This is a genomic window from Sphaerimonospora sp. CA-214678, assembly GCF_050942215.1.
Lineage (GTDB): Bacteria > Actinomycetota > Actinomycetes > Streptosporangiales > Streptosporangiaceae > Sphaerimonospora.
Map to the genome: position 1 here is coordinate 3,296,233 of NZ_CP192056.1, position 21,809 is coordinate 3,318,041.

General features: G+C 72.0%; 15 protein-coding genes. 11 read left to right on the top strand and 4 right to left on the bottom strand.

Features of this window, described 5'->3' with window-relative positions; genetic code table 11:
* The first annotated feature begins 155 nt into the window (after positions 1-155).
* From ACQP1K_RS14925 to ACQP1K_RS14950, 6 genes are all read left to right on the top strand, one after another.
* On the top strand, positions 156-5,390 hold the full coding sequence (locus ACQP1K_RS14925) for a type I polyketide synthase (protein WP_433496289.1): 5,235 nt from the start codon (positions 156-158) through the stop codon (positions 5,388-5,390).
* A complete protein-coding gene (locus tag ACQP1K_RS14930; RefSeq protein ID WP_433496290.1) occupies positions 5,387-7,039 on the top strand; it encodes a (2,3-dihydroxybenzoyl)adenylate synthase in 1,653 nt (550 codons plus the stop codon). The genes ACQP1K_RS14925 and ACQP1K_RS14930 overlap by 4 nt, the downstream gene beginning before the upstream one ends.
* A 77-nt stretch (positions 7,040-7,116) precedes the next feature.
* Positions 7,117-7,968: an alpha/beta fold hydrolase gene (locus ACQP1K_RS14935; RefSeq protein ID WP_433496291.1), complete on the top strand. Its 852-nt coding sequence runs from the start codon at positions 7,117-7,119 to the stop codon at positions 7,966-7,968.
* Positions 7,969-8,333: 365 nt separating this feature from the next.
* Positions 8,334-9,911, top strand: coding sequence for an MFS transporter (locus ACQP1K_RS14940; RefSeq protein WP_433496292.1), 1,578 nt, complete (start codon positions 8,334-8,336; stop codon positions 9,909-9,911).
* 30 nt (positions 9,912-9,941) lie between these two features.
* Positions 9,942-11,276: a nucleotide disphospho-sugar-binding domain-containing protein gene (locus ACQP1K_RS14945; protein WP_433496293.1), complete on the top strand. Its 1,335-nt coding sequence runs from the start codon at positions 9,942-9,944 to the stop codon at positions 11,274-11,276.
* A gap of 92 nt (positions 11,277-11,368) precedes the next feature.
* The gene (locus ACQP1K_RS14950) at positions 11,369-12,340 is read left to right on the top strand and encodes a quinone oxidoreductase family protein (protein WP_433496294.1); all 972 of its coding nucleotides are present in this window, start codon (positions 11,369-11,371) and stop codon (positions 12,338-12,340) included.
* Positions 12,341-12,489: 149 nt separating this feature from the next.
* Here ACQP1K_RS14950 and ACQP1K_RS14955 read toward each other — a convergent pair whose 3' ends face one another.
* The 4 genes from ACQP1K_RS14955 to ACQP1K_RS14970 form a co-directional block, all read right to left on the bottom strand.
* Positions 12,490-13,077 (bottom strand): DUF2306 domain-containing protein, encoded by a 588-nt coding sequence (locus tag ACQP1K_RS14955; protein ID WP_433496295.1) that lies wholly within the window; start codon positions 13,075-13,077, stop codon positions 12,490-12,492.
* Between the two features lie 141 nt (positions 13,078-13,218).
* Positions 13,219-13,932, bottom strand: coding sequence for a DUF2306 domain-containing protein (locus ACQP1K_RS14960; RefSeq protein WP_433496296.1), 714 nt, complete (start codon positions 13,930-13,932; stop codon positions 13,219-13,221).
* Positions 13,933-13,964: 32 nt separating this feature from the next.
* Positions 13,965-15,122: an epoxide hydrolase family protein gene (locus tag ACQP1K_RS14965; protein WP_433496297.1), complete on the bottom strand. Its 1,158-nt coding sequence runs from the start codon at positions 15,120-15,122 to the stop codon at positions 13,965-13,967.
* Between the two features lie 21 nt (positions 15,123-15,143).
* Positions 15,144-15,578, bottom strand: coding sequence for an SgcJ/EcaC family oxidoreductase (locus ACQP1K_RS14970; protein WP_433496298.1), 435 nt, complete (start codon positions 15,576-15,578; stop codon positions 15,144-15,146).
* Between the two features lie 222 nt (positions 15,579-15,800).
* Between ACQP1K_RS14970 and ACQP1K_RS14975 the strand changes: the two genes are divergently transcribed.
* The 5 genes from ACQP1K_RS14975 to ACQP1K_RS14995 all read left to right on the top strand — a co-directional run bounded on the left by ACQP1K_RS14975 (position 15,801) and on the right by ACQP1K_RS14995 (position 21,744).
* Entirely contained in the window at positions 15,801-17,003 is a 1,203-nt protein-coding gene (locus ACQP1K_RS14975; RefSeq protein WP_433496299.1) for an acyl-CoA dehydrogenase family protein, read from the top strand.
* Between the two features lie 33 nt (positions 17,004-17,036).
* Positions 17,037-17,936, top strand: coding sequence for a glucose-1-phosphate thymidylyltransferase RfbA (gene rfbA / locus ACQP1K_RS14980; RefSeq protein ID WP_433496300.1), 900 nt, complete (start codon positions 17,037-17,039; stop codon positions 17,934-17,936).
* A 19-nt stretch (positions 17,937-17,955) separates the two neighbouring features.
* Positions 17,956-19,323, top strand: a complete 1,368-nt coding sequence (locus tag ACQP1K_RS14985; RefSeq protein ID WP_433496301.1) for a PIG-L deacetylase family protein — start codon at positions 17,956-17,958, stop codon at positions 19,321-19,323.
* Between the two features lie 88 nt (positions 19,324-19,411).
* Positions 19,412-20,758: a nucleotide sugar dehydrogenase gene (locus ACQP1K_RS14990; protein WP_433496302.1), complete on the top strand. Its 1,347-nt coding sequence runs from the start codon at positions 19,412-19,414 to the stop codon at positions 20,756-20,758.
* Positions 20,755-21,744: an NAD-dependent epimerase/dehydratase family protein gene (locus ACQP1K_RS14995; RefSeq protein WP_433496303.1), complete on the top strand. Its 990-nt coding sequence runs from the start codon at positions 20,755-20,757 to the stop codon at positions 21,742-21,744. Before ACQP1K_RS14990 ends, ACQP1K_RS14995 begins: the two co-directional genes overlap by 4 nt.
* Positions 21,745-21,809: the final 65 nt, after the last annotated feature.

Sequence of the window (21,809 nt, forward strand, 5' to 3'; positions counted from 1 at the left end):
GCCGGCCCGCAGCGGACGCGCGGCGGAGAACAGCATCTACGAAGGTGCGCGGGCCGACCAGGCAAGATCACGATTGGGTCAACCTTTCACTCGTATTCGAGCTGCTCTCCGGGCCGGCTGACGGCCTGCGACGAGCGTCGGAGGGCTGTCCGTTCATGAACTCAAGCGAACCCATCGCAATCATCGGAATGGCCTGCAGATTCGCGGGAGGCATCGACTCGCCGGAGAGATTCTGGACCCTCCTGTGCGAGCGCGGCGACACCGTCGGCGAACTTCCCGCGGAGCGCTGGAGCCGGTACACATCCCATGGCCGCGAGTACGCCCGAGCACTTCGCGACGTGACCAAGCACGGCGCCTTCCTGGACGACGTGAAAGGTTTCGACGCCGACTTCTTCGACATCACCCCGCGTGAAGCCGCGCTGATGGATCCGCAGCAACGGATCATGCTCGAACTGGCCTGGGAGGCGTTCGAGCACGCCGGCATCCGGCCGCGCGACCTCGCCGGGACCGACACCGGCGTCTTCATCGGGGTCGGCGCCGACGACTACGGCCGCGGGCTGCTGGAGGACCTTCCCCGGATCGAGGCGTGGACCGGCATCGGCGGCGCCCACTGCGGGGTGCCCAACCGCGTCTCCTATGTGCTCGACCTGCGCGGCCCCAGCATCGCCGTGGACACCGCGTGCTCGTCCTCTCTGGCCGCGATGCACCTGGCGGTGCAGGCGCTGCGCAACGGGGAGTGCCCGATGGCCGTCGCCGGCGGCGTGCTTGTGGTGGCCGCCCCGGGTCTGTCGCTGGTGCTCGACGCGGCGGGCGCCACCGCACCCGACGGGCGCAGCAAGTCCTTCGACGCAGCGGCCGACGGGTACGGCCGCGGCGAGGGGGGCGGCCTGATCGTGCTCAAGCGCCTGTCCGACGCGCGCCGCGACGGCGACCGGGTGCTCGCGGTCATCCGCGGCAGTGCCGTACACCAGGACGGCAGGACCAACGGGATCATGGCGCCCAGCGGAACCGCGCAGGCGCACCTGATGCGGCGCTGCTACGAGGCGGCGGGCATCGACCCCGGCACGGTCGGCTACGTGGAGGCACACGGCACCGGGACGCCCGTGGGCGATCCGATCGAGGCCGAGGCGCTGGCGTCGGTGTTCGGGGCCGGGCGGCCCGGCGAGCGCCCTCTGCTGATCGGGTCGGTCAAGCCGAACATCGGCCATCTGGAGGCCGGCGCCGGTGTGGCGGGGGTGATCAAGACGGTGCTGGCACTGTGGCACGGCGAGATCCCGCCGAGCCTGCTGACCACCGGGCCCAACCCCGCCATCCCCTGGGCGTCCGCCGGCCTGCGGGTCGTGACCGAGCCCACCCCGTGGCCCGAACTGGACGGTCCCCGTCGCGCAGGGGTGTCCGGGTATGGCTACGGCGGCACGATCGCGCACGTGATCCTGGAGCAGGCCGACCCGGCTCCGCCGCGTACCGGCCCGGCCGAGGCCGAGGCGGAGCGCAGCCCGGCGAGCGTCACGCTGTTCCCGCTGTCCGGGGGGAGCCCGGACGCCGTCAGGCAGTACGCCGACCGCCTGGCCGTATGGCTGGCAGGCCACGGCCGCCTGCGGGACGTCGGCCACACGCTGGCGCATCGCCGTACCCACCTCGCCCATCGGGCCGCCGTGGTCGCCGCCGACCGGGAGCAGCTGATCGCCCGGCTCCGGGACCTCGCCGAGAACGGCACGCGATCGGCGACCGGAACCGCACCGCCGGCGACCGGCCGCGGGCTGGTCTGGGTGTTCTCCGGTCACGGCTCCCAGTGGATCGGGATGGGCCGCGAGCTCCTCGCAGCCGACCCCGTGTTCGCCGAGGTGATCGACCGGCTGGAGCCGGTCTTCCGCGAGGAGATGGACATCTCGCCCCGGGCCGTGATCCTCGGCGACACCCCGCAGCCGGTCCACGTCATCCAGCCGATGATCTTCGCGGTGCAGGCGGCACTCGGCGCGTCCTGGCAGGCGCTGGGTGTCCGGCCCGACGCGGTCATCGGCCACTCGGTCGGGGAGATCGCCGCCGCGGTCACCGCCGGGATTCTCACCCTGGAGCAGGGGGCGAGGCTCGTCTGCCGGCGTTCGCTGCTGCTGCGCCGGGTGGCCGGCCGGGGCGCCATGGCACTGGTCGCCCTGACGCCGGACGAGGCCGGGCGGCGTCTCGGCACCAGGCGGGACGTGGTCGTGGCCGTCGCGGCCTCCACCGCATCGGCCGTGATCTCCGGCGACGTCGCGGCGGTCGAGGAGATCGGCGAGCGGTGGGGAGCCGAGGGCGTCGTCACCCGACGGGTCGACTCCGACGTCGCGTTCCACAGCCCGCACATGGACGCGCCTGCCGAGGAGCTGGCCGTCACCGCCGCCGGGCTGACGCCGAGCCCGCCCCGGATCCCCGTCTACTCGACGGCCCTGGCCGACCCCCGCTCCGGCGCGCCCCGGGACGGCGGCTACTGGGCGGCGAACCTGCGCGGCCAGGTGCGGTTCGCGCAGGCGGTGGCCGCCGCCGTGGAGGACGGCTATCGCCTGTTCGTCGAGGTCTCTCCCCACCCGGTGGTGGAGCACTCCGTCGAGGAGACGCTCGACGACCTCGGCGTCGTGGACGCGTACGTGACGCATTCGCTGCGGCGCGACCGGCCGGAGCGTGAGACGCTGCTCGGCAACCTGGGCCGGCTCTACTGCCACGGCGCGCGAATCGACTGGACGGCGCTGTGGCCCGGCGGCGAGCTCGCCGACCTGCCGGTGACGGTGTGGCAGCACCGGCCGCACTGGGCCGAGGCGCCGGCCGGCGACCCCGCCTCCCGCGAGGAGCACGATCCGGCCGGGCACACGCTGCTGGGCGGCCGGATCACCGTGCACGGCGCCGCGCCGAACCAGGTGTGGCTGACCCACGTGGATCTCGGGTCACGCCCCTATCCCGGCCGGCACCCGGTGCGCGAGGTGGAGATCGTACCCGCCGCCGTGCTGCTGAACACCTTCCTCGGCGCCGCGTCGTTCGACGGCCCGTGGGCCGACCTGCTCGACGTGTCGCTGCGCGTGCCGGTCAGCATGACCCGCCCCCGCCACGTGCAGGTCGTGCGCGAGGGCGGCACCGTCCGGCTCTCCTCCCGGATCGTCGAGGGCGCCGAGGACACGGGCTGGGTCACCCACACCACGTCGGCGTTCGAGCCCTCGTCAGGGCCGGGGCCGGGCGGCGGGCCGGAAGCGCTCGCCCCGGAGGAGCTGCCCCCCGGCCACGTCGTCGACCGGCTCGCGAGCCTGGGGGTGGCCGCCATGGGCTTCCCCTGGGCCGTGGAGACGATCAGGCGCGGCGACGGCGTCCTGGTCGTCACCGTACGGGACGGCCGGGACCCCGGCGAGGCCCCGCCGGCCACATGGGCGCCCCTGCTGGACGCGGCCCTGTCCGCGGCGTCGGTGATGCTCCCCGGGCCGCCGGTGCTGCGCATGCCCGCGCACATCAACCGGGTCACGCTGGCGAAGCTCCCCCCTGCCCGGGCCCGGATCACCGTGCGGGTGACCGGCGACGACACGGTCGACGTCGAACTCGCCGACCTCGACGGCGAACTCGTGGGCAGGCTGTCGCACATCCGGTACGGCACGCCGGACGGAGACGCCGGACCCGTCGCCGGCCCTCGCCGCCTGGTGCACCGGCTCACCTGGCACCCGGTCGATCGCGGGGACACCGCGCGGCAGCCGGTCGTCGCGCTCGTCGGCCCGAACCGGGCGCTCGCCGCCAGGCTCGCCGCGCACCTCGACGGCACGCGCATCCCCCATCTCGCCGCCGAGACCCCGGAAGAGCTGCCCGACGCCGCGCTCGACGGCGACCATGTCGTCCTGCTGCTGCCCGAGCGGGCCGCGCCGGAGCAGACCCGCGGAAGCGGGCTCGGCGAGGCGGTCACCCGCTCGGCATGGCTGCTGGCCCGGACCGCGCAACGGCTGGCCGGGTCCGGGCGCGCCGCCCCCGCCCGGCTGTGGTGCGTCACCGAAGGCGTACACGAAGGCACGGACCCCGCGTCGCTCCCGCACGGCGCGCTCTGGGGTCTCGGACGGATCATCGCGGGCGAGCACCCCGACCTGTGGGGCGGGGTCCTGGACATCGGGGACTCGCCGAAGGACCTGCCCGCGCTCGTCGAGGTGCTGCGCGGCGTGCGCGGCGAGGACGTGGTCGTGGTGCGTGACGGCGAACCGTACGCCGCACGCCTGGAGCACCTGGACGGCGAGCCCAGCCGGCCGCCGGCGTCCCTGCGGGCCGACGGCACCTACCTCGTCACCGGTGGTCTCGGCGCGCTCGGCCTGGAGGTCGCGCGATGGCTGGCCGAACGCGGGGCGCGCCGCATCATCCTGGCCGGCCGGCGTGCGCTGCCGGACCGGGACACCTGGGACACGCTGACCGATCCCCGGGTCCTGGCGCGGGTGGAGGCGGTCCGATCGCTCGAACGGCTCGGCGTCACCGTGGTGACGGCCGCCGTGGACATCGCCGACGCCGAGGCGGCGGCGCGGCTGCTCGCGCCGCCCCTCCTCGGCCTGCCGCCGATCCGGGGAGTGGTCCACGCCGCCGGCGTCCTCGACGACCGGGTCGTCCGCGACCTCGACGAGCGCTCGCTGCGCACGGTGCTGCGGCCGAAGGTCGACGGCGCGGCGGTGCTGCATGACCTGTTCCCGCCCGGCGACGTGGACTTCTTCGTGCTGTTCTCCTCCTGCGGCCAGCTGCTCGGACTGCCCGGCCAGGGCGCCTACGCCGCCGGCAACGCCTTCCTCGACGCGCTCGCGGCCCACCGCCGGGCGGCCGGGGACACCGGGACGATCAGTTTCGGCTGGACGTCCTGGCGCGGTCTGGGCATGTCCACCTCCACCGAGGTGATCGACGCCGAACTGGCCGCGCGCGGCACGGCCGACATCGGCGTCACCGAGGCGTTCGCCGCGTGGGAGGTGGCCGAGCGGTACGACCTCGGCTATGCGGCCGTCCTGCGGACCGTGCCGGCGGGCCCCGGCGGGCACCGGCCGCCGCTGCTCGGTCTGCTGACCGCCGCCGACTCCGCCGTGGAGACCGCGGCCGAGACCGCTGACCTTCCCTGGTCCGGCCTGGACGGGGCCGAGCTCCGCAAGTATCTGACCGAGGAGATCGCCCGGCACGTCGCCGCCGAGACCAGACGCGCGACCGGCGAGGTGGACCCGCGCCGCGCGCTGTCGGAGATGGGCCTCGACTCGGTCATGAGCTCACGGGTGCGCCACGCCCTGCAGCGGCAGTTCGGGATCGCGCTGCCCGTGACGTTGTTCTGGGACCGGCCGACCATCGACGCGGTCGCCGAGTGGTTGATCGAGCGCCTCCGCGCGGCGGAGGCCGACCGGCGCGACGAGGGGGCGAACGTTTCATGATCAACGACACCATGGTGCCCTGGCCGGCGGATCTGGCGGAGGTGTACCGGGCGGCGGGATGCTGGCGCGGCCGTCCACTGGGTTCCTATGTGTGGGACTGGGCCGAGCGCTGGGGCGAGCGGACCGCGGTGGTCGACGGCGATCACCGCCTCAGCTACCTCGACCTCGCGCTCAGCGTCGACGCGCTGGCCGAGCGGTTCGCGCTGCTCGGCCTGCGCCCGGGTGACAGCGTGCTGGTGCAGCTCCCCAACCGCTGGGAGTTCGTGGTGGTCACCCTCGCCTGTTTCCGCCTCGGCGTGGTGCCGGTGATGATGCTGCCGCCGCACCGTGAGCACGAGCTCACCTCGATCGGCGCGCATGTCCGGGCCAAAGCGCTGATCGTCCCGGACGTCTGGCGCGGCTACGACCATCAGGCCCTCGCGCACCGGGTCGCGGCCTCGCTCCCCGAGCCGGCGCAGGTGCTCGTGGCCGGGTCGCAGGTGCGGTCCGGCAGCGTCGGCCTGCGTGCGCTGCTCACCCCCCGGGGCGACGGCGGCGCCCGGCGCCGATGGCTCGACGAGCGGGCGCCCGCCGCCTCCGACGTCGCGCTGTTCCTGCTGTCCGGCGGGACCACCGGCATTCCCAAGTTAATCAACCGGACGCACGACGACTACGAGTACAACATCCGCAGCTGCGCGCGGGCGTGCGCGTTCGGGCCGGACACGGTCTACCTCGCGGTGCTTCCGGCCGGCCACAACTTCACCCTCGGCAGCCCGGGGATCCTCGGCGCCCTGCACTCCGGGGGCCGGGTCGTCCTGCTGCCGTCGCCGCATCCGGAGACGGCGTTCAAGGCGATCGAGACCGAACGCGTCACCGCCACCTCGGCGGTCCCCGCCGTGGCCCTCACCTGGATGGCGGCGGCTGAGGCGGGCCGGTACGACCTGAGCAGCCTGCGGCACATCCATGTGGGAGGTTCCGTACTGGCGCCGGAGATCGCGGCCCGCGTCGGCCCGGCCCTGGGCTGCCGGCTGCAGCAGGTCTACGGCATGGCCGAGGGGCTGATCTGCTACACCGGGGCGGACGCGCCGGCGGAGGTGGCCCATGCCACCCAGGGCCGCCCGGTCAGCCCGTACGACCAGCTGCTCGTCGTCGACCGCGACGGACGCCCGGTGGCACCCGGCGAGATCGGCGAGCTGCTCACCCGCGGCCCGTACACACCGCGGGGGTACTACGACGCGGCCGACCAGAACGCGATCTCCTTCACCCCGGACGGCTGGTATCGCACGGGCGACCTGGTGCGCGTCACCGCCGACGGCCACGTGGTGGTGTGCGGCCGGGTCAAGGAGCTGATCAACCGAGGCGGCGAGAAGATCTCCGCCGGAGAGATCGAGACCCTGGTCCAGGAGCTGCCCCAGGTCGCCGAGGTCGCCGCGGTGCCCGTGCCCGATCCCGCTGTGGGCGAGCGGGTGTGCGTGTTCGTCCGGCTCAACCCGGGACACCGGCTCACCCTGGAAGAGATCGCCTCCGCCCTCACAGCGCGCGGCCTCGCCGCTTTCAAGATCCCCGAACGGCTCGAAGTGGTGGACGAGCTGCCGCACACCCCGGTCGGCAAGCCGGACAAGAAGGCACTGCGGCGGCTGCTCGTCGCCGCGCCGGCCGAGGTCGCGTGAGCCGGCCCGGCGCCGTTCCCACCGGGCCGGCCGGGCCACCCGGTTCATGACGTTCCTCGGACAAGGAGATCGACACGATGCCGAAGCCACACCCCGGCATGCTCCCCGTGCCGGGTGCGCGCCTGTACTACGAGGTGCGCGGCAGTGGGCCCGCACTGCTGCTGATCTCCACCGGAAACGGCGACGCCACGCCGTACGGCCCGATGGCGGACGCCCTCGCCGACCGCTACACCGTGATCACCTACGACCGCAGCGGTTTCTCGCGCAGCACGCTGGAGGGGCCGGTCGATGACGCGCGACGGCTGGAGCAGGAGGTCGGCGACGCCGTCCACCTGCTCGGCCACGTCGCCGGCGGACCGGCGCACGTCTTCGGCGCCTGCTCGGGCGCGATCGTGGCGCTGGCCCTGCTCACCCGGCACGCCGACCGGGTACGGACCCTGATCGCGCACGAACCGCCGCTCGCGTCGGTGCTGCCCGACGCGGACAGATGGTCGAGATTCCATACCGAGGTGTACGAGGTCTACCGGCGCTCCGGGGCCGACGCGGCCAAGGACATGTTCAAGGAGCACCTGGGCATGGCGACGGCGCGGCCGCCGAAAGGCTCGGAGCTGCCGCCCGATCAGCTGGCCGAGTTGCAGGCGCGGCTGCGCCGCAACCACCTGTTCTGGATGGAGCACGAGATGCGGACCTATCCCGATTCCGTGCTCGACATGGCGGCGCTGGAATCGGCGGCAGGCAAGCTCATCCTGGCCGGTGGGCGTGACTCCCGGGAGCATTTCCCGTACCGGCCCAACGCGGTCCTGGCGGAACGGCTCGGCACCGCTGTCGTGGACTTCCCCGGCGGGCACCTCGGGTGCGTGACCCACCCGTTCGAGTTCGCCCGCCTGATCGACGGCCTGATCGCTTCGGCGGCCCGCGGCCCGGCGTGAGGAAGGCCGCAATCTGGAAGATGCCGGCAGTGCGGCGACCGCCTAGCGTCGACCCAGTCCGCTGCCCGCGCCACGGGTGGCATGTCGTATCACGTCGCCCGATGATTCGAGCCGAAGAACGATTTGAGCTGACGGTGGAAACGCATTCCTGAAGATGTGCCTATAGCACCCGAAAGGCACGATAACGGTGTCGTGCATCGATCTGCTCGCGTCGGAAAGGACGAAGGCTCCCTCGGCAGAACCCCGACAGGGGCGACCGTTCGAAACCTGAGCGAGAAAGGGACCGAATCATGTCCGCACCCGAGATACCTCCGCAGGCAGGGCGGAGAGAGTGGATCGGCCTGGCAGTACTCACCCTGCCCACGATGCTCGCGATGCTGGATCTGAGCGTCGTCATCCTGGCGCTGCCCCAGCTCAGCGCCGACCTGAACGCGAGCTCGGTCCAGGCGCTGTGGATCACCGATATCTACGGCTTCCTCATCGCCGGATTCCTCGTCACGATGGGACGGCTGGGGGACCGGATCGGCCACCGCAACCTGCTGCTGATCGGAGCCGCCGCGTTCGGCCTGCTCTCGATCGCGGCGGCGTACTCGACCAGCGCCGAGATGCTCATCGTGATCCGCGCGCTGCTCGGCGTCGCCGGCGGCACCATCATGCCCTGCGTCCTCGGCCTGCTCAGGCACATGTTCCAGGACCCGAAGCAGATGGGCACCGCCATGGGCATCTGGTCGGCGGCCGCGATGGCGGGCGTCTCCCTCGGCCCGGCGCTCGGCGGGGTGCTGCTGAACTCGTTCTGGTGGGGGTCGATCTTCCTCATCGCCACGCCCATCATGCTGCTGCTGATGGCCACGGGCCCGTTCCTGCTGCCCGGGCATCGCGCCGCCGCCGACTCCGGCCCGCTGGACCTGTTCAGCGTGGTGCTCTCACTGGCCGCGATCCTTCCGGTGATCTACGGGCTGAAGGAGCTGGCCCGGGCCGGCTGGTCGGCGCAGGCGATCGCGGCCATCGCGGCCGGCGTCGCGCTCGGGGCGATCTTCGTCCGCCGGCAGCGGCGGCTGGCCGACCCCCTGCTCGACCTGGGGCTGTTCGGCATCGCCGCGATCGGCGGCGGGCTGGTGCTGTACCTGCTGGCCGGGGTCATCCAGGGCGGAAACGCCCTGCTGATGACGCAGCACCTGCAGCTGGTGGAGGGCCTGTCCCCGCTGGCGACCGCGCTGTGGCTGCTCATCCCGTCGCTGATGGTGATCATCGGCATCCAGATCGCGATGGCCTCGGCCAAGCGGTTCCGGCCGGCCTCGGTCATGATCGCCGGCGCGCTGGTCGCGATCGCCGGCATGGTGGTGCTCACGCAGATCAAACCCGTGGGCGGGCTGGCCACGATGGTCATCGGCATCAGCATCGTCTTCATCGGCGTCAGCCCGATCCCCGCACTCGTCAACCAGCTCGTCATGATGTCAGCTCCGCCCGAGAGGGCCGGGTCGGCGGCGTCGCTGTCGACCACCAGCGGCGAACTGGGCACCGCGCTCGGCATCGCCACACTGGGCAGCCTCGCCACGCTGCTCTACCGGGGCGGGGTCCAGGTGCCCGCCGGGGTCACGCCCGAGGCCGCCGCCGCGGCGGGCGACAGCATGGGGAGCGCGGCGGCCGCCGCTGATCGGCTCCCGCAGCCGATCGCCCAGGAGCTGCTCACCGCGGCACGTGAGTCGTTCAACGCGGCCTACGCCTCCGTGGCGGGCGTGTGCATCGTCTTGTTCATCGGATTCGCCGCGCTCGCCTACGCCACCCTGCGGCGCATCCCGCCGATCGGGGCGCCGCCGGGCGGGGGACCGGCGCCGGAGTCCGCCGATGGGCCCGATGCCGGCGACTCGCCGGCCCCATCCCAGCACACGACAGACCAGCACACGACAGACCAGCAGACGACAGTCCAGCAGGCGACCTCCTGATCCGTCAGGAAGACCAGCGAAGGAGTTCCCATGCGCGTCGCCATCGCCATGTGGCCGGCCCCGGCCCACCTCTACCCCTTCACCCCGTTGGCCTGGGCGCTGCGCGCCGCCGGGCACGAGGTCATCGCCGCATCCCACCCCTGCTTCGCCGAGGCGGTCTGCGGTGAGGGACTTCCCTTCGCGTCGATCTGCGACCCCGGTGTCCCTCCGCCGATGGGACCGGGCGGGGTGTACGCCGAGGAGCGCGCCGAGATCGCGCGGATCACCGCGGCGCTGGACCTCCCGGAAGAGCAACTGGTCACGTGGAACACCTTCAGCCAGTTCTTCCTGCCCTCGATGTGGGATTTCACCCCCTATCGCGGCTCCCCCGGCGACTCGATGCCCGTCATGGACGGCATGGTGCGGTTCTTCCGGGAGTGGCGGCCCGATCTCGTCATCTGGGACCCGTGCCTGCCCGGCGCGGGGGTGGCGGCACGGGCCGCCGGCGCGCGGCACTGCCGCCTGTCCGGTCCGGACATCGTCGGCTGGTCCATCGAGACCTTCCAGCGGCTCGCCGGCGATCCGGACGCCCCCGCGCTCGATGACCCGATGGTGGAGACGCTCCGGGCGATGGGCGACAAGTACGACGTCCCGATCGACCGCGAGACGCTGCTCGGGCAGTGGACGATCAACCCGATGCCGCCCGCCGTCCAGACCCACCTGCCGGTCGACACCCGGATGGTGCCGGTGCGGTGGCTGCCCCATTCCAAGCAGCAGGCCGCGCCGGACTGGCTGTACCCGGTGCCGGAACGGCCACGGATCGCGCTGTCGCTCGGCGTGTCCATGCGGGCGTATCTGGCGGCCAACTGGGACTACGTTCCGGTGCTGCTCGACGCGCTGTCGGAGCTGGACGTCGAGGTCGTGGCCACGCTGAACGACAACCAGCTGAGCGGCGTCAGGTCGATCCCCGACAACGTCCGGGTGATCGAGTACGTCCCGCTGAACCTGCTGGCGCCGACCTGCTCCGCGGTGATCCACCACGGCGGTCTCGCCACCATGGCCGGCGCAGCCGCGGCGAAGGTGCCGCAGCTCGTCGTCGACTTCCTCGACCTGCCCGTCGTGGCGGAGACCTCGGAGGACGGATCCGTCGGTGCGACCCGCTACGCCCTGGCGCCGACGACGGGGAGGTACATCACGGAGCACGGCGCCGGGGAGGTGATAGATCTGAGCAAATCCTCGGTCGAGGACATCCGCGGGCAGATCTCCCGCGTGCTGACCGAGCCGTCCTTCCGCGAGGGCGCGGTCCGGCTGTACGCGGACCAGGTCGCCGCGCCGAGTCCACGCGACCTCGTCCCGGTGCTCGAGACGCTCACGCTCGGGATCTGACCGTGCACTCCTGAGGGGGCCGGGCCGCCGCTGCGGCCCGGCCCCCTCGTCTTCTCCCGATTCCGTTCCTCATTCTTCGATGGAGGTGGCTGATGATGCGACGTGTGCTGATGACGGAGCAGGGCCCGCCGAGCGTCCTGCGTGTCGTGGCCGGCGAGGTGCCCGAGCCGGGTGACGGCCAGGTGCTGGTACGCCTGACGGCGGCCGGGGTGAACGTCGTCGATCTCTACCAGCGGTCCGGTGTCTACCGGGTGGCCCTCCCGTTCACGCCGGGCTTCGAGGCGAGCGGCGTCGTCGAACGGCTGGGCGGCGGCGTGACCGGCGTCGCCGAGGGTGATCGGGTCGCCTGGATGGGCTCCCCCGGCGCCTACGCGACCCACTGCGCCGTCGGCGCCGAGCGGCTCGTCCCGGTGCCGGAGGCGCTGTCCGACGACATCGCGGTGGCCGCGCTGGTGCACGGGATGACCGCGCACTTCCTCGCCTCGGACGTGGTGGCGGTGGGCGAGGGCGACACCTGCCTGGTGCACGCCGCGGCGGGCGGCGTGGGCGGGCTGCTGTGCCAGTACGCCGCGCTGCGCGGCGCCACGGTCATCGCGACCGTGTCCAACGCGGACAAGGCGGCGGCGGCACGTGCGGCGGGAGCCCGCCACGTCATCGACTACACCCGGGAGGACTTCGAGGTCCGGGTCAAGGAGATCACCGAAGGCGCCGGTGTGGACGTCGTGTACGACGCGGTCGGCCGGGACACCTTCTCCGCGGGGCTCACCTGCCTGCGGCCGCGCGGGACCTTCGTGCTCTACGGCCAGACGAGCGGGCCGGCGGCGCCGGTGGACCCGCAGGAGCTGGGCTCGCGGGGTTCGCTGTTCCTCACCAAGGTCTCCCTCGGGCACTACGACCGCACTCCCGAGCAGATGCTGCGCCGCGCCGGCACGGTGTTCGGCGACGTGGCCGCCGGGCGGATCCGGCCCCGGGTGCACGGGGAGTACGCGCTGGCCGAGGCGTCGGCCGCGCACGACGAGCTGGAGTCGCGCAGATCCATCGGCAAGATCGTGCTGCGGCCCTGAGCCACCCGACGTCCGCCGGATGAGCGGGCGCGAAAGAGGAAGGTGAGGAGCCCATGCTCCTCACCTTCCTCGTCGTGGGGCCCGCGGAGAGCCGTTCCTCCCCGATCCGCTCTCCGCGATCGGCGGGTCGCGCCGCCCGGTCCCCTCGTTCAGCGGCGCGCGATGACGGGCCGGCGGCGCAGCCACCAGTGGGCGATCGCCAGGTTCACGATCCAGCCCAGCCAGAACCCGGCGAACATGCCGAGGGTCGCGATCAACGACACCGCTCCCGGGAATGCCAGCAGGGCGAAGAACAGCAGGCGTCCGCTGACGGGAGCCAGGGCCAGCGCGAAGCTGTAGATCATCCAGCGGCGGTGCCGGTCATGGTCGCCCCGGCGGGCGGCGGTGTAACCGGCCAGAGTGGTGATCAGCGCGAACACCCCCCACAGCGTGGTGCCGAGCCGGCCGAACGCGTTGAGCGCTCCCATCGGCATGATGACCAGCGCCGTCACCACGGACGGCAGCATCCCCCCGAACACGTAGATCCGGCCCAGCGTCCGGTGCACCGCCGGATGGCTGCGGCGCAGCCACCGCCACGGCTGCAGGCAGCCGGTGAGCATGGCCACCGAGCCGAAGGCGACGTGCGTGACGAGCAGCGGATAGTGGAGCTCGATGCCCGGGTTGAGCGGGATGCGCGCCTGCCCGGGGTCGAGGGTGAGATACGCCGGCCAGGTGAAGACCAGGAATGCCAGCGTCAAGAGTGCGATGGGCGCCACCCACGGCCGGCGCCACCATGCCTGTCCCGGCCGGGACGGTCGCTCAGCACCGTCCCGGCTGGGAAATTCGACTGTGGTCGACAACGACGATCTCCTTGACTCGGTGGAAAACGGAGGCCGGTTTCACACCGCGGTGGTGCTTCGCAGTTTGCGTGGCGCGGGCGAGTTACGGGTCCGCTCGATCCACCAGTGCGCCACGACCAGGTTGAACAGCCAACCGCACCAGGCGACGGTCTCCAGGAAGAACACCAGGTCGAGCGAGGGGCCGGCGATCGAGGCGATGACGACGATCAGGAAGCGGGTGCTGAAGGCGTCCATGGTCAGCGCGAAACTGTAGATCATCCAGCGCCGGTGCGCGGCGTACCGGCGTTTCCGCGCCATGCGGTACCCCATCACCGTGGTCAGCACCCACAGCACTTCGAGGGATATGCGGCCCATCCAGCCCGGTCCGCCGATCAGCGGCAGCAGCACGCCGGCCATCAACGCGGAGGGCAGCACCCCGCCGAACACGTACACCCGTCCCGAGATCCGGTGCACGGCGGGACGGGTCTGCCGCAGCCGCGGCCACAGCTGCAGGCAGGTGGTGATCAGGGCCACGGAGCCGAAGAGGATGTGCAGGAAGAGCAGGGGGTACTTGAAGGGATACTGGGGCGGTATCTCCACCGTCGCCATCTTCGGGTCGAGCCCGATGTAGTGCGGCCAGATGTAGAGCAGGACGATCAGGACCAGGATCCCGAGCGGGATGATCCACGGCCGCCGCCACCAGGGGCGTGCGCGGGTGGAGCCGTTGGACTCCGGGCGTGCCAGGACAGGCCTGGCCTGGGTGTTCTGTGTCATTTGTGGTCCTTTACCGGCTGACGACTGGCGCCCTACGCCGTCAGTGACCGCGCGAATGCCCGTACATCGGCGACGTACAGCGAAGGTTGTTCCATGGCGGGGAAGTGGCCGCCCCTGTCGATCTCCGACCAGTGGGTGATCGTCGGGTGGTCCCGCTCGGCGAAGGCACGGATCGGGGTCACGGGATCCGCCTGGAACGCCGCCACGCCGATCGGGACTCCGACGGGCTCGGGGCGCTCGCCGGGCGTGAAGGCGGCCCGCAGGTAGGCCGCGGACTCGTAGTACAGCTGTGCCGACGAGGCGGCGGTGCCGGTGAGCCAGTAGATGCTCACGTTGGTCAGCAGCCGGTCCCGGTCGACCGCGTCCTCGGGCACCTTCGCCGAGTCCGTCCATTCGCGGAACTTCTCGACAATCCAGGCGAGCTGCCCGACCGGGGAGTCGGTGAGGCCGTAGGAGACCGTCAGCGGCCTGGTCGACTGCAGGCGCAGATATCCCGACAGCTCGGCGTCGTAGCGGGCCAGCTTGCCCAGCCGGGCCTGGTCGGCCGGGGTCAGCCGCGCCATCTCCGCCGGGTCGCCGGAGGGCAGCGTCAGCAGCATCGACAGGTGGGCTCCCGCGACGTGCTCCGGATCCAGCCGGCCCAGCTCCAGCGAGACGAACGAGCCCCAGTCGCCGCCCGCCGTGATGTAGGAGTCGTAGCCGAGCCCGCGCATGAGCTCGGCCCAGGCCGCGGCGACGCGCCGGACGTCCCATCCCGGCTGGAGCGGCGGACCCGAGAAGCCGTGCCCCGGCAGCGACGGGATGACCAGGTGGAACGCGTCTGCCGGATCGCCGCCGTGCGCGGCGGGATCGGTGAGCGGGCCGATGACGTCGAGGAACTCGACGATCGAGCTGGGCCAGCCGTGGGTGAGCAGGAGCGGACGGGCGTCGGGCCGGGGGGAGGTGATGTGCAGGAAATGCACGGGCACGCCGTCGATCTCCGTGATGAACTGCGGATGACGGTTCAGCTGCCGCTCGGCCGCACGCCAGTCGTAGGCGGACCGCCAGTAGTCGGCGAGCTCACGCAGATATGGGAGCGGCACACCGCGATCCCAGCCGGAGCCGGAGTCGGCGGGCCAGCGGGTCGCGGCGATCCGCCGGCGGAGGTCGTCGATCCGGCTGTCGGGGATCTCGATCTGGAAGGGTTTCATGGTCGGAGCCCTTTCCCGGAGCTAGGCCGCCATCGGCGTGTTCTGGTAGGCGGCGAGCTTCCATTCGCCCGCGCACCGGTGCAGGAGCCAGGTCGCGAGCACCACGCGGTCGTCGCCGAGCGTGGTCTCACCCGGTCCGAGCACCCCGCCCCTGCTGATCAGGACGGCGACATCGGGGCCGAGAAACCGCACGTGGACCGGGGTTCCGGTGACCTGCGTGCCCTTGTACGGCCCGGCGAAGGCGGCGGCCATGAACGTGCTGATCTCCTCGCGTCCCTTCGCGATCGCGTGCCCGGGGAGGATCATGGTGCCGTCCTCGGTGAACACCTCGGCGAACGCCTGTGCGTCGTGCCTGGACCAGGCGTCGACGATCTGCCCCTGCACCCCGCGCATCGCGGCGACATCGGCGTCCGCGGCACCCGCGGTCTCGCTGCCCGAAATCTCGCTGACCGTCATTGCACCCTCCTGATCGAATATGGCTGACCGGGCGCGCATGGAATCGCCGCACCCAGTTAGAGCGTCGTGAAGGCCCGCCTTCCGCACATCCTCAGAGTTGCTCTGTCGCCGCGTGATCGGCGCAACCGAGAAGATGCACCGGCACGGAGCTGATCCGCATGCTCTCCGGAGGAGGCCGGAACGCGTGCGATTCCGGCCCTGGCCACCGACAAGGAGGACTCCGTGTCCGTTCTCGTTGCCCCGTCGTCAGATCATGTCGCCCCGTCCCGGGAGGAAATGCTGAAGCGGGCCTGTGACCTGCTTCCGCTGATCGAGTCCAAGGCGCAGTGGTCGGAGGACAACCGCCGGCTGCACGACGACGTCGTCGAGGCGATGGCCGAGGCGGGCGTCTTCGACATGAGGCGGCCGCTTCGCTACGGCGGCTACGAAACCGATTCGCGCACGCTGATGGACGTCATCGCGACGCTGGCGCTCGCGGACGGCTCGACGGCGTGGAACGCGGCGGTCTGGTCGATCAGCAACTGGATCGCCTGCCTGTTCCCCGACCACGTGCAGGACGAGGTCTTCGCCGCCCCCGGCGCCCGGGTCTGCGCGGTGCTGAGCCCGACCGGCCTCGCCGAACCCGCCGACGGCGGCCTGATCGTCACCGGACGCTGGCAGTTCATCAGCGGCGCGCTGCACAGCCAGTGGCAGGTCGTGCTCGCGATGGCCCCCGCGCCGGACGGAAGCCGCTGGCCGGTGATGGCCCTGGTGCCGATGACCGACCTGGAGATCGTGGACGACTGGCACACCTCGGGGCTGGCCGGCACGGGCAGCGTGACCACCGCGGCCACCGGCCTTTTCGTGCCGCACGACCGGGTGCTGCCGATGCCCGCCGTGCTGCAGGGACAGTACGCATCCGAGGCCAACGCCACCTCACCGGTGTTCTCCGCTCCCCTGATGCCGACCGGCTGCGCCGGCTTCGCCGGAGTCGCGGTCGGCCTGGCCAAGGCGGCCAGGAACGACTTCTTCAGGCGCCTGCCCGGCCGGAAGATCACCTATACCGACTACGCCGCGCAGAGCGAGGCCCCGCTGACGCATCTGCAGGTCGCGGAGGCGGCGCTGAAGGCCGAGGAGGCGGAGTTCCACGCGTACCGCATCGCCGACATGCTCGACCGGAAGGGCGCCGGCGGCGAGCCGTGGACGGTGGAGGAACGGGTCACCGCCCGGGCCCGGCTCGGCCGCACGTTCGACCTCGCCAAGCAGTCGGTGGACGTGCTCTGCACGGCCGGCGGGGGGTCGTCGATCTATCGCTCGGTGCCCCTCCAGCGCGTCCAGCGCGATGTCAACGCCCTCAACCTGCACGCGCTGATGCATCCGAACACCAACTACGAGCTCTTCGGCCGGGTGCTCAGCGGGTTGCGGCCCAACTCGATGTATCTCTGACGTACCCACCGCGAACAGAACTGGAGCAATGGGTTGAAGGGCATCATCCTGGCCGGTGGGAACGGGACCCGGCTGTCCCCGATCACGCCGACCACCCACAAGCAACTCCTGCCGGTCTACGACAAGCCGATGATCTACTATCCGCTGTCGGTGCTGATGCTGGCCGGTATCCGCGACATTCTGATCATCTCCTCCCCCGACGCGCTGCCCGTCCTGCGCCGGCTGCTCGGCGACGGCGGTGACCTGGGACTGCGGCTGTCCTATGCCGAGCAGCCGGTTCCCCGGGGCGACGGCGACGCTCTGATCATCGGTGCGGACTACGTCGGCGACGACCCGGTGGCGCTCATCCTCGGCGACAACATCTTCGACGGTGCGGGGCTGCCGCTCCTGCTGCGCCAGGCCGCCGCCGGTCACCCCGGCTGCCTGCTGTTCGGTTACCAGGTGCCCGACCCCGAGCGGTTCGGTGTCGCCGAGGTGGACGCGGGCGGCCGGCTGATCTCGCTGGAGGAGAAGCCGCGGCTGCCGAAGTCGGATCTCGCCGCGACGGGGCTGTACTTCTACGACGGCGAGGCCGTGGAGATCGCCCGGGACCTCAAGCCGTCCTGGCGTGGCGAGCTTGAGATCACCGACGTCAACCGCGCCTACCTGGAAGCGGGGCGGGCCAGGGTCGTCACGCTGGACCGGCGGAGCCACGCGTGGTTCGACGCCGGAACCCCCGACGCCCTCCTCGACGCCGGCCGCTACGTACGGCTGGCGCGGCAGAGGCACGGCAGGAGCGTGGGGTGCGTGGAGGAGGTGGCGCTGCGGATGGGGTACATCGACGCCGAGTGGTGCCAGGTGCTCGGTGAGCGGCTCGGCGCCTCCGCCTACGGCGCTCATGTCCGGTGGGTCGCGGACGAGGCGGCGGGAGCTCAGATCAGGCGAGCCGGCTGAAGCCGACCAGGAGGTCACGTTGCCGACCCATCCCCTGGGCGCGCCCGTCCGCCCGCTGCGGATCCTCGCCGTCGGCGCGCACCCGGACGACATCGAAATAGGCGCCGGCGCGCTGCTGTGCAAAGCCCTGGCGGCAGGGCACGAGGTCACGTTTCTCGTCCTCACCGACGACCCGGCCATCGGAGAGATCCGCCGCCGGGAGGCCGTGGACGGCGCCGGAAAGCTCGGCGTGCCCCCGAGCCGCGTCCTTTTCGCCGGGTTCGCCGACGGCCGTCTGCGCGTCGACAGGACCACGGTCCAGCGGGTCAGGGAACTGCTGGCCGGAACGCGCCCGGACATCGTCGTCACCCACACCGAGGCCGACAGCCACAACGATCATGTCGAGGCGCACCGGATAGCGCACGCAGCGGTGCGGGACGCCGCCTTCCTGCACTTCTCCGTGCATGTCTCCAGCGAGTCGAGCCGGTTCGCTCCACGGGTGTTCGTCGAGGTCACCCGGGACCGTGCCGACGGCAAACGGCGGGCGCTCGCGGCCCACACCTCGCAGCGGACGACCATCGCCAGGCGCGATCTGGGCGAGTACGAGACCAGGATGGGAGCCCTGGCACGCCTGGGCAGGGCCGAGGCGTTCGAGGTGGCCTTCCAGTCGGGGAGCGCGCACCGTACAGCGCTCGCGCTGTCGGAGTCGCCGTTCCACCGCCTCTGGCTGCCGCTGATCGGCGACTCGCACGTCACGCTGCTCTACCCCTCGGCGCTCCAGCCGGCCGACGCGTCCGCCGCGGCGCCGTCCTCGGCGGAGCTGCACCTCAACATCGGCCGGGACCGGTTGCGGCAGTCGTTCATCGACGGCTGGAGCGGGACGCGGCTGCCGCTGCGTGAGGTCTTCGCCAACAGCGGCGAGGCCGCCGACGCGCTCCTCGACGGCGGCCTCGTCCTCGTGGGGAGTCCCGGCGCCAACGTCGTCGTCCGGGACGTGTACAACAAGATCCCCGGCATCCGCTGGGTGGTCGAGAGCGGACCCGGCCGGACAGGCCAGGCGCACGTGTACGACCGCCACAACGATCGCCGACTGTGCCCGAGGCCGGCGGGCGGCGGCCGGCACCGCGACTTCGGCGTGATCTCCCGGGTCGGTCATCCGGCCGGCGACCGGGGCGCCATGCTGTACGTCGGCGGCGCCACCCCGTTCGCCATCCGTGCCGGGCTCGAGTTCCTCGCCGATCCCGGCGCGTTCACGGAGATCGGCGACCTGCTGGCTGGCGAGGCCGCGATCGAACTCCTCTTCTCGGTCGGCCGCTCCCTCGACGACCTGCGGGTGGTCGACCACCACGCCCGGCAGCCCGGACCCGGTCCCGACCCCGTGGAGGGGTCCTTCAGCTCGGCCGCGTGATCGCGTCGGCACGCAGGAAGGTGCCGCGCCGCACGCCCGAGGAACACGATCGAGCCAAGCCACCTGATTCTGCAGTGGGAGGGCCATCATGCGTTTTCTACCCGACCGGCGCGCTCCGCACGTCGCCGTCATCGGACTCGGGTACGTCGGATCGTGCATCGCCGCGACGCTCGCCGATCGCGGCCTGCCCGTCGTCGGTGTCGACACCGACGCCCGGCTGCTCGACGAACTGACCGACGGCCACTGCCGGTTCGCCGAAGAGGGACTCGCCGAGCTGATCTCTGGCGGCATCCGGACCGGACGGATCCGGCTGACCTCCGACTACGGAGCGGTCTCCGCAGCGGACATCGTGCTGATCACCGTGGGCACACCGGTGCGCGAGGACGGTTCTTTCGCCGACGAGCAGCTGACCTCCGCCTGCACCGCACTGGGCAGGCGGCTGCGGCCCGGCCAGCTCGTGGTGCTCAAGAGCACGGTCCCGCCCGGTGCCGTACGCGAACTGGTCCTCCCGCTGCTGCAGGCCGGCGGTCTGACCGCGGGCACGGATTTCGGGCTCGCGGTCACACCGGAGCGGCTCTCCGAGGGCACCGCCCTGCCCGACCTGCTGTCCATCCCGATGGTGGTCGGCGGGCTGGACGCCGACTGCGCGCGGGACGCGGCCGAGTTCTGGCGATCGGCACTCGGCGTCGAGGTGATCCCGCTCGACTCGCTGGAGTCGGCCGAGATCGTCAAGCTGGCCTGCAACTGGTGGCTCGACGTGAACATCGCGCTGGGCAACGAGCTGGCGAAGTTCGCCGCGTTGTACGACGTGGACGTGCTCGACGTCATCAAGGCGGCCAACACGCTGCCCGTGGGCGGCGGGACGGTCAACATCCTGCTGCCCAGCGTCGGCGTCGGCGGATCGTGCCTGACGAAGGATCCGTGGATGGTCTGGAAGTCGGCCGGGGAACGCGGCCTGGAGATCCTCACCGTGCCGGCCGGCCGTACCGCCAACGCCGGCATGCCCGCCTACACCGCCCAGCTGGCCGTGGACGGGCTGACCAAGCTGGGCAGGGACCCCGCGGCGTCGAAGGTGGCGGTGATCGGGCTGGCGTTCAAGAACAACACCGGCGACCTGCGGGCGACCCCGACCAGGGACGCGGTGGCCGAGCTGGAGAAGGCGTGCGGCGAGGTGACCCTGTTCGACCCGCTGGCCGACCCCGCCGAGGTCGAGGCGATGTTCGGCCGCAGACCCGCGCGGACACTGGAGGAGGCCGTGGACGGCGCCGCGTGCGTCGCCGTCCTGGCCCTGCACCGCGAGCTCGAGTCCATCGACTTCGCCGCCCTCCCGGTCGCCGACTCCTGCCTGGTCCTCGACGGCCGGGCCTACTACTCCCGCGACCAGATCGCCCACCTGCGCTCGCTCGGTTACCACTACCGGGGCGTGGGACGGTGAGCGGGTCGCGGGTGGTGGTCACCGGCGGGTCGGGGTTCGTCGGCGGCCACCTGGTGGAACGGCTCGTGTCCGGCGGCGACGAGGTGACGGTGTTCGACGGATCGCCGCCGCCGGAGCACTCCCCCGCCCACGGTCACGTCGGCCACGTGAGCGGGGACGTCCGCGACGCCGCCGCGCTCCGCAGAGCCATCCCACGGGGCGTGGACGTGGTGTACCACCTGGCCGCTGTGGTCGGCGTGGACGAGTACCTGGCCCGTCCGCTCGACGTCATCGACATCAACTTCACCGGGACGCGCAACGTCCTGGACGCCGCGCACGCGGCCGGCGCCAGGGTCGTCGTGGCCAGCACCAGCGAGGTGTTCGGCAAGAACCCGGCGGTGCCCTGGCGGGAGGAGGACGACCGCGTCCTCGGCCCGACCACGGCCGACCGCTGGGCGTACTCCACGAGCAAGGCACTCACCGAGCACCTGGTGTTCGCATTCGCCCGCCGCCATGGCCTCGCGGCCTCCATCGTGCGGTACTTCAACGTGTACGGTCCACGCCAGCGGCCCGGATTCCTGATCAGCCGGTCGGTGCACCGCGCGCTCAACGGCCGGCCCCTGGTGGTCTACGACGAAGGCAAGCAGACCCGGTGCTTCACCTTCGTGGCGGACGCGGTCGACGGCACGATCCTCGCGGGAACCCGTCCGGAGGCGGTGGGCGAGGTGTTCAACATCGGCAGCATGACCGAGACCCTCGTGGGCGACGCGATCCACCTGATCGCCGAACTGGCCGGGACCGAGCCGGGCCTGGTGTCCGTGGACACCGGGGAGAAGCTCGGCAGGGGCTACGAGGATCTCGCCCGGCGCATCCCGGACAGCGGGAAGGCGCACCGGGTCCTCGGCTGGTCCTGCCCGACCTCGTTGCGCGCCGGTGTCCGCGAAACGATCGGCTGGGCCCGGCGCAACCCATGGTGGCTCGAGCTGCCCGACAGCGGCGCGGCGTGAGCGAGGCTCTCCGTGCCCGCGATTCTCCGTACCGGGGAGCGACACGGCCTCCCCGGAAATTCGAC

Coding starts and splice junctions, on each gene's coding strand:
- ACQP1K_RS14925 (WP_433496289.1), top strand. CDS start 156: ATGAACTCAAGCGAACCCATCGCAATCATCGGAATGGCCTGCAGATTC.
- ACQP1K_RS14930 (WP_433496290.1), top strand. CDS start 5,387: ATGATCAACGACACCATGGTGCCCTGGCCGGCGGATCTGGCGGAGGTG.
- ACQP1K_RS14935 (WP_433496291.1), top strand. CDS start 7,117: ATGCCGAAGCCACACCCCGGCATGCTCCCCGTGCCGGGTGCGCGCCTG.
- ACQP1K_RS14940 (WP_433496292.1), top strand. CDS start 8,334: ATGCTCGCGATGCTGGATCTGAGCGTCGTCATCCTGGCGCTGCCCCAG.
- ACQP1K_RS14945 (WP_433496293.1), top strand. CDS start 9,942: ATGCGCGTCGCCATCGCCATGTGGCCGGCCCCGGCCCACCTCTACCCC.
- ACQP1K_RS14950 (WP_433496294.1), top strand. CDS start 11,369: ATGATGCGACGTGTGCTGATGACGGAGCAGGGCCCGCCGAGCGTCCTG.
- ACQP1K_RS14960 (WP_433496296.1), bottom strand. CDS start 13,932: ATGACACAGAACACCCAGGCCAGGCCTGTCCTGGCACGCCCGGAGTCC.
- ACQP1K_RS14965 (WP_433496297.1), bottom strand. CDS start 15,122: ATGAAACCCTTCCAGATCGAGATCCCCGACAGCCGGATCGACGACCTC.
- ACQP1K_RS14970 (WP_433496298.1), bottom strand. CDS start 15,578: ATGACGGTCAGCGAGATTTCGGGCAGCGAGACCGCGGGTGCCGCGGAC.
- ACQP1K_RS14990 (WP_433496302.1), top strand. CDS start 19,412: ATGCGTTTTCTACCCGACCGGCGCGCTCCGCACGTCGCCGTCATCGGA.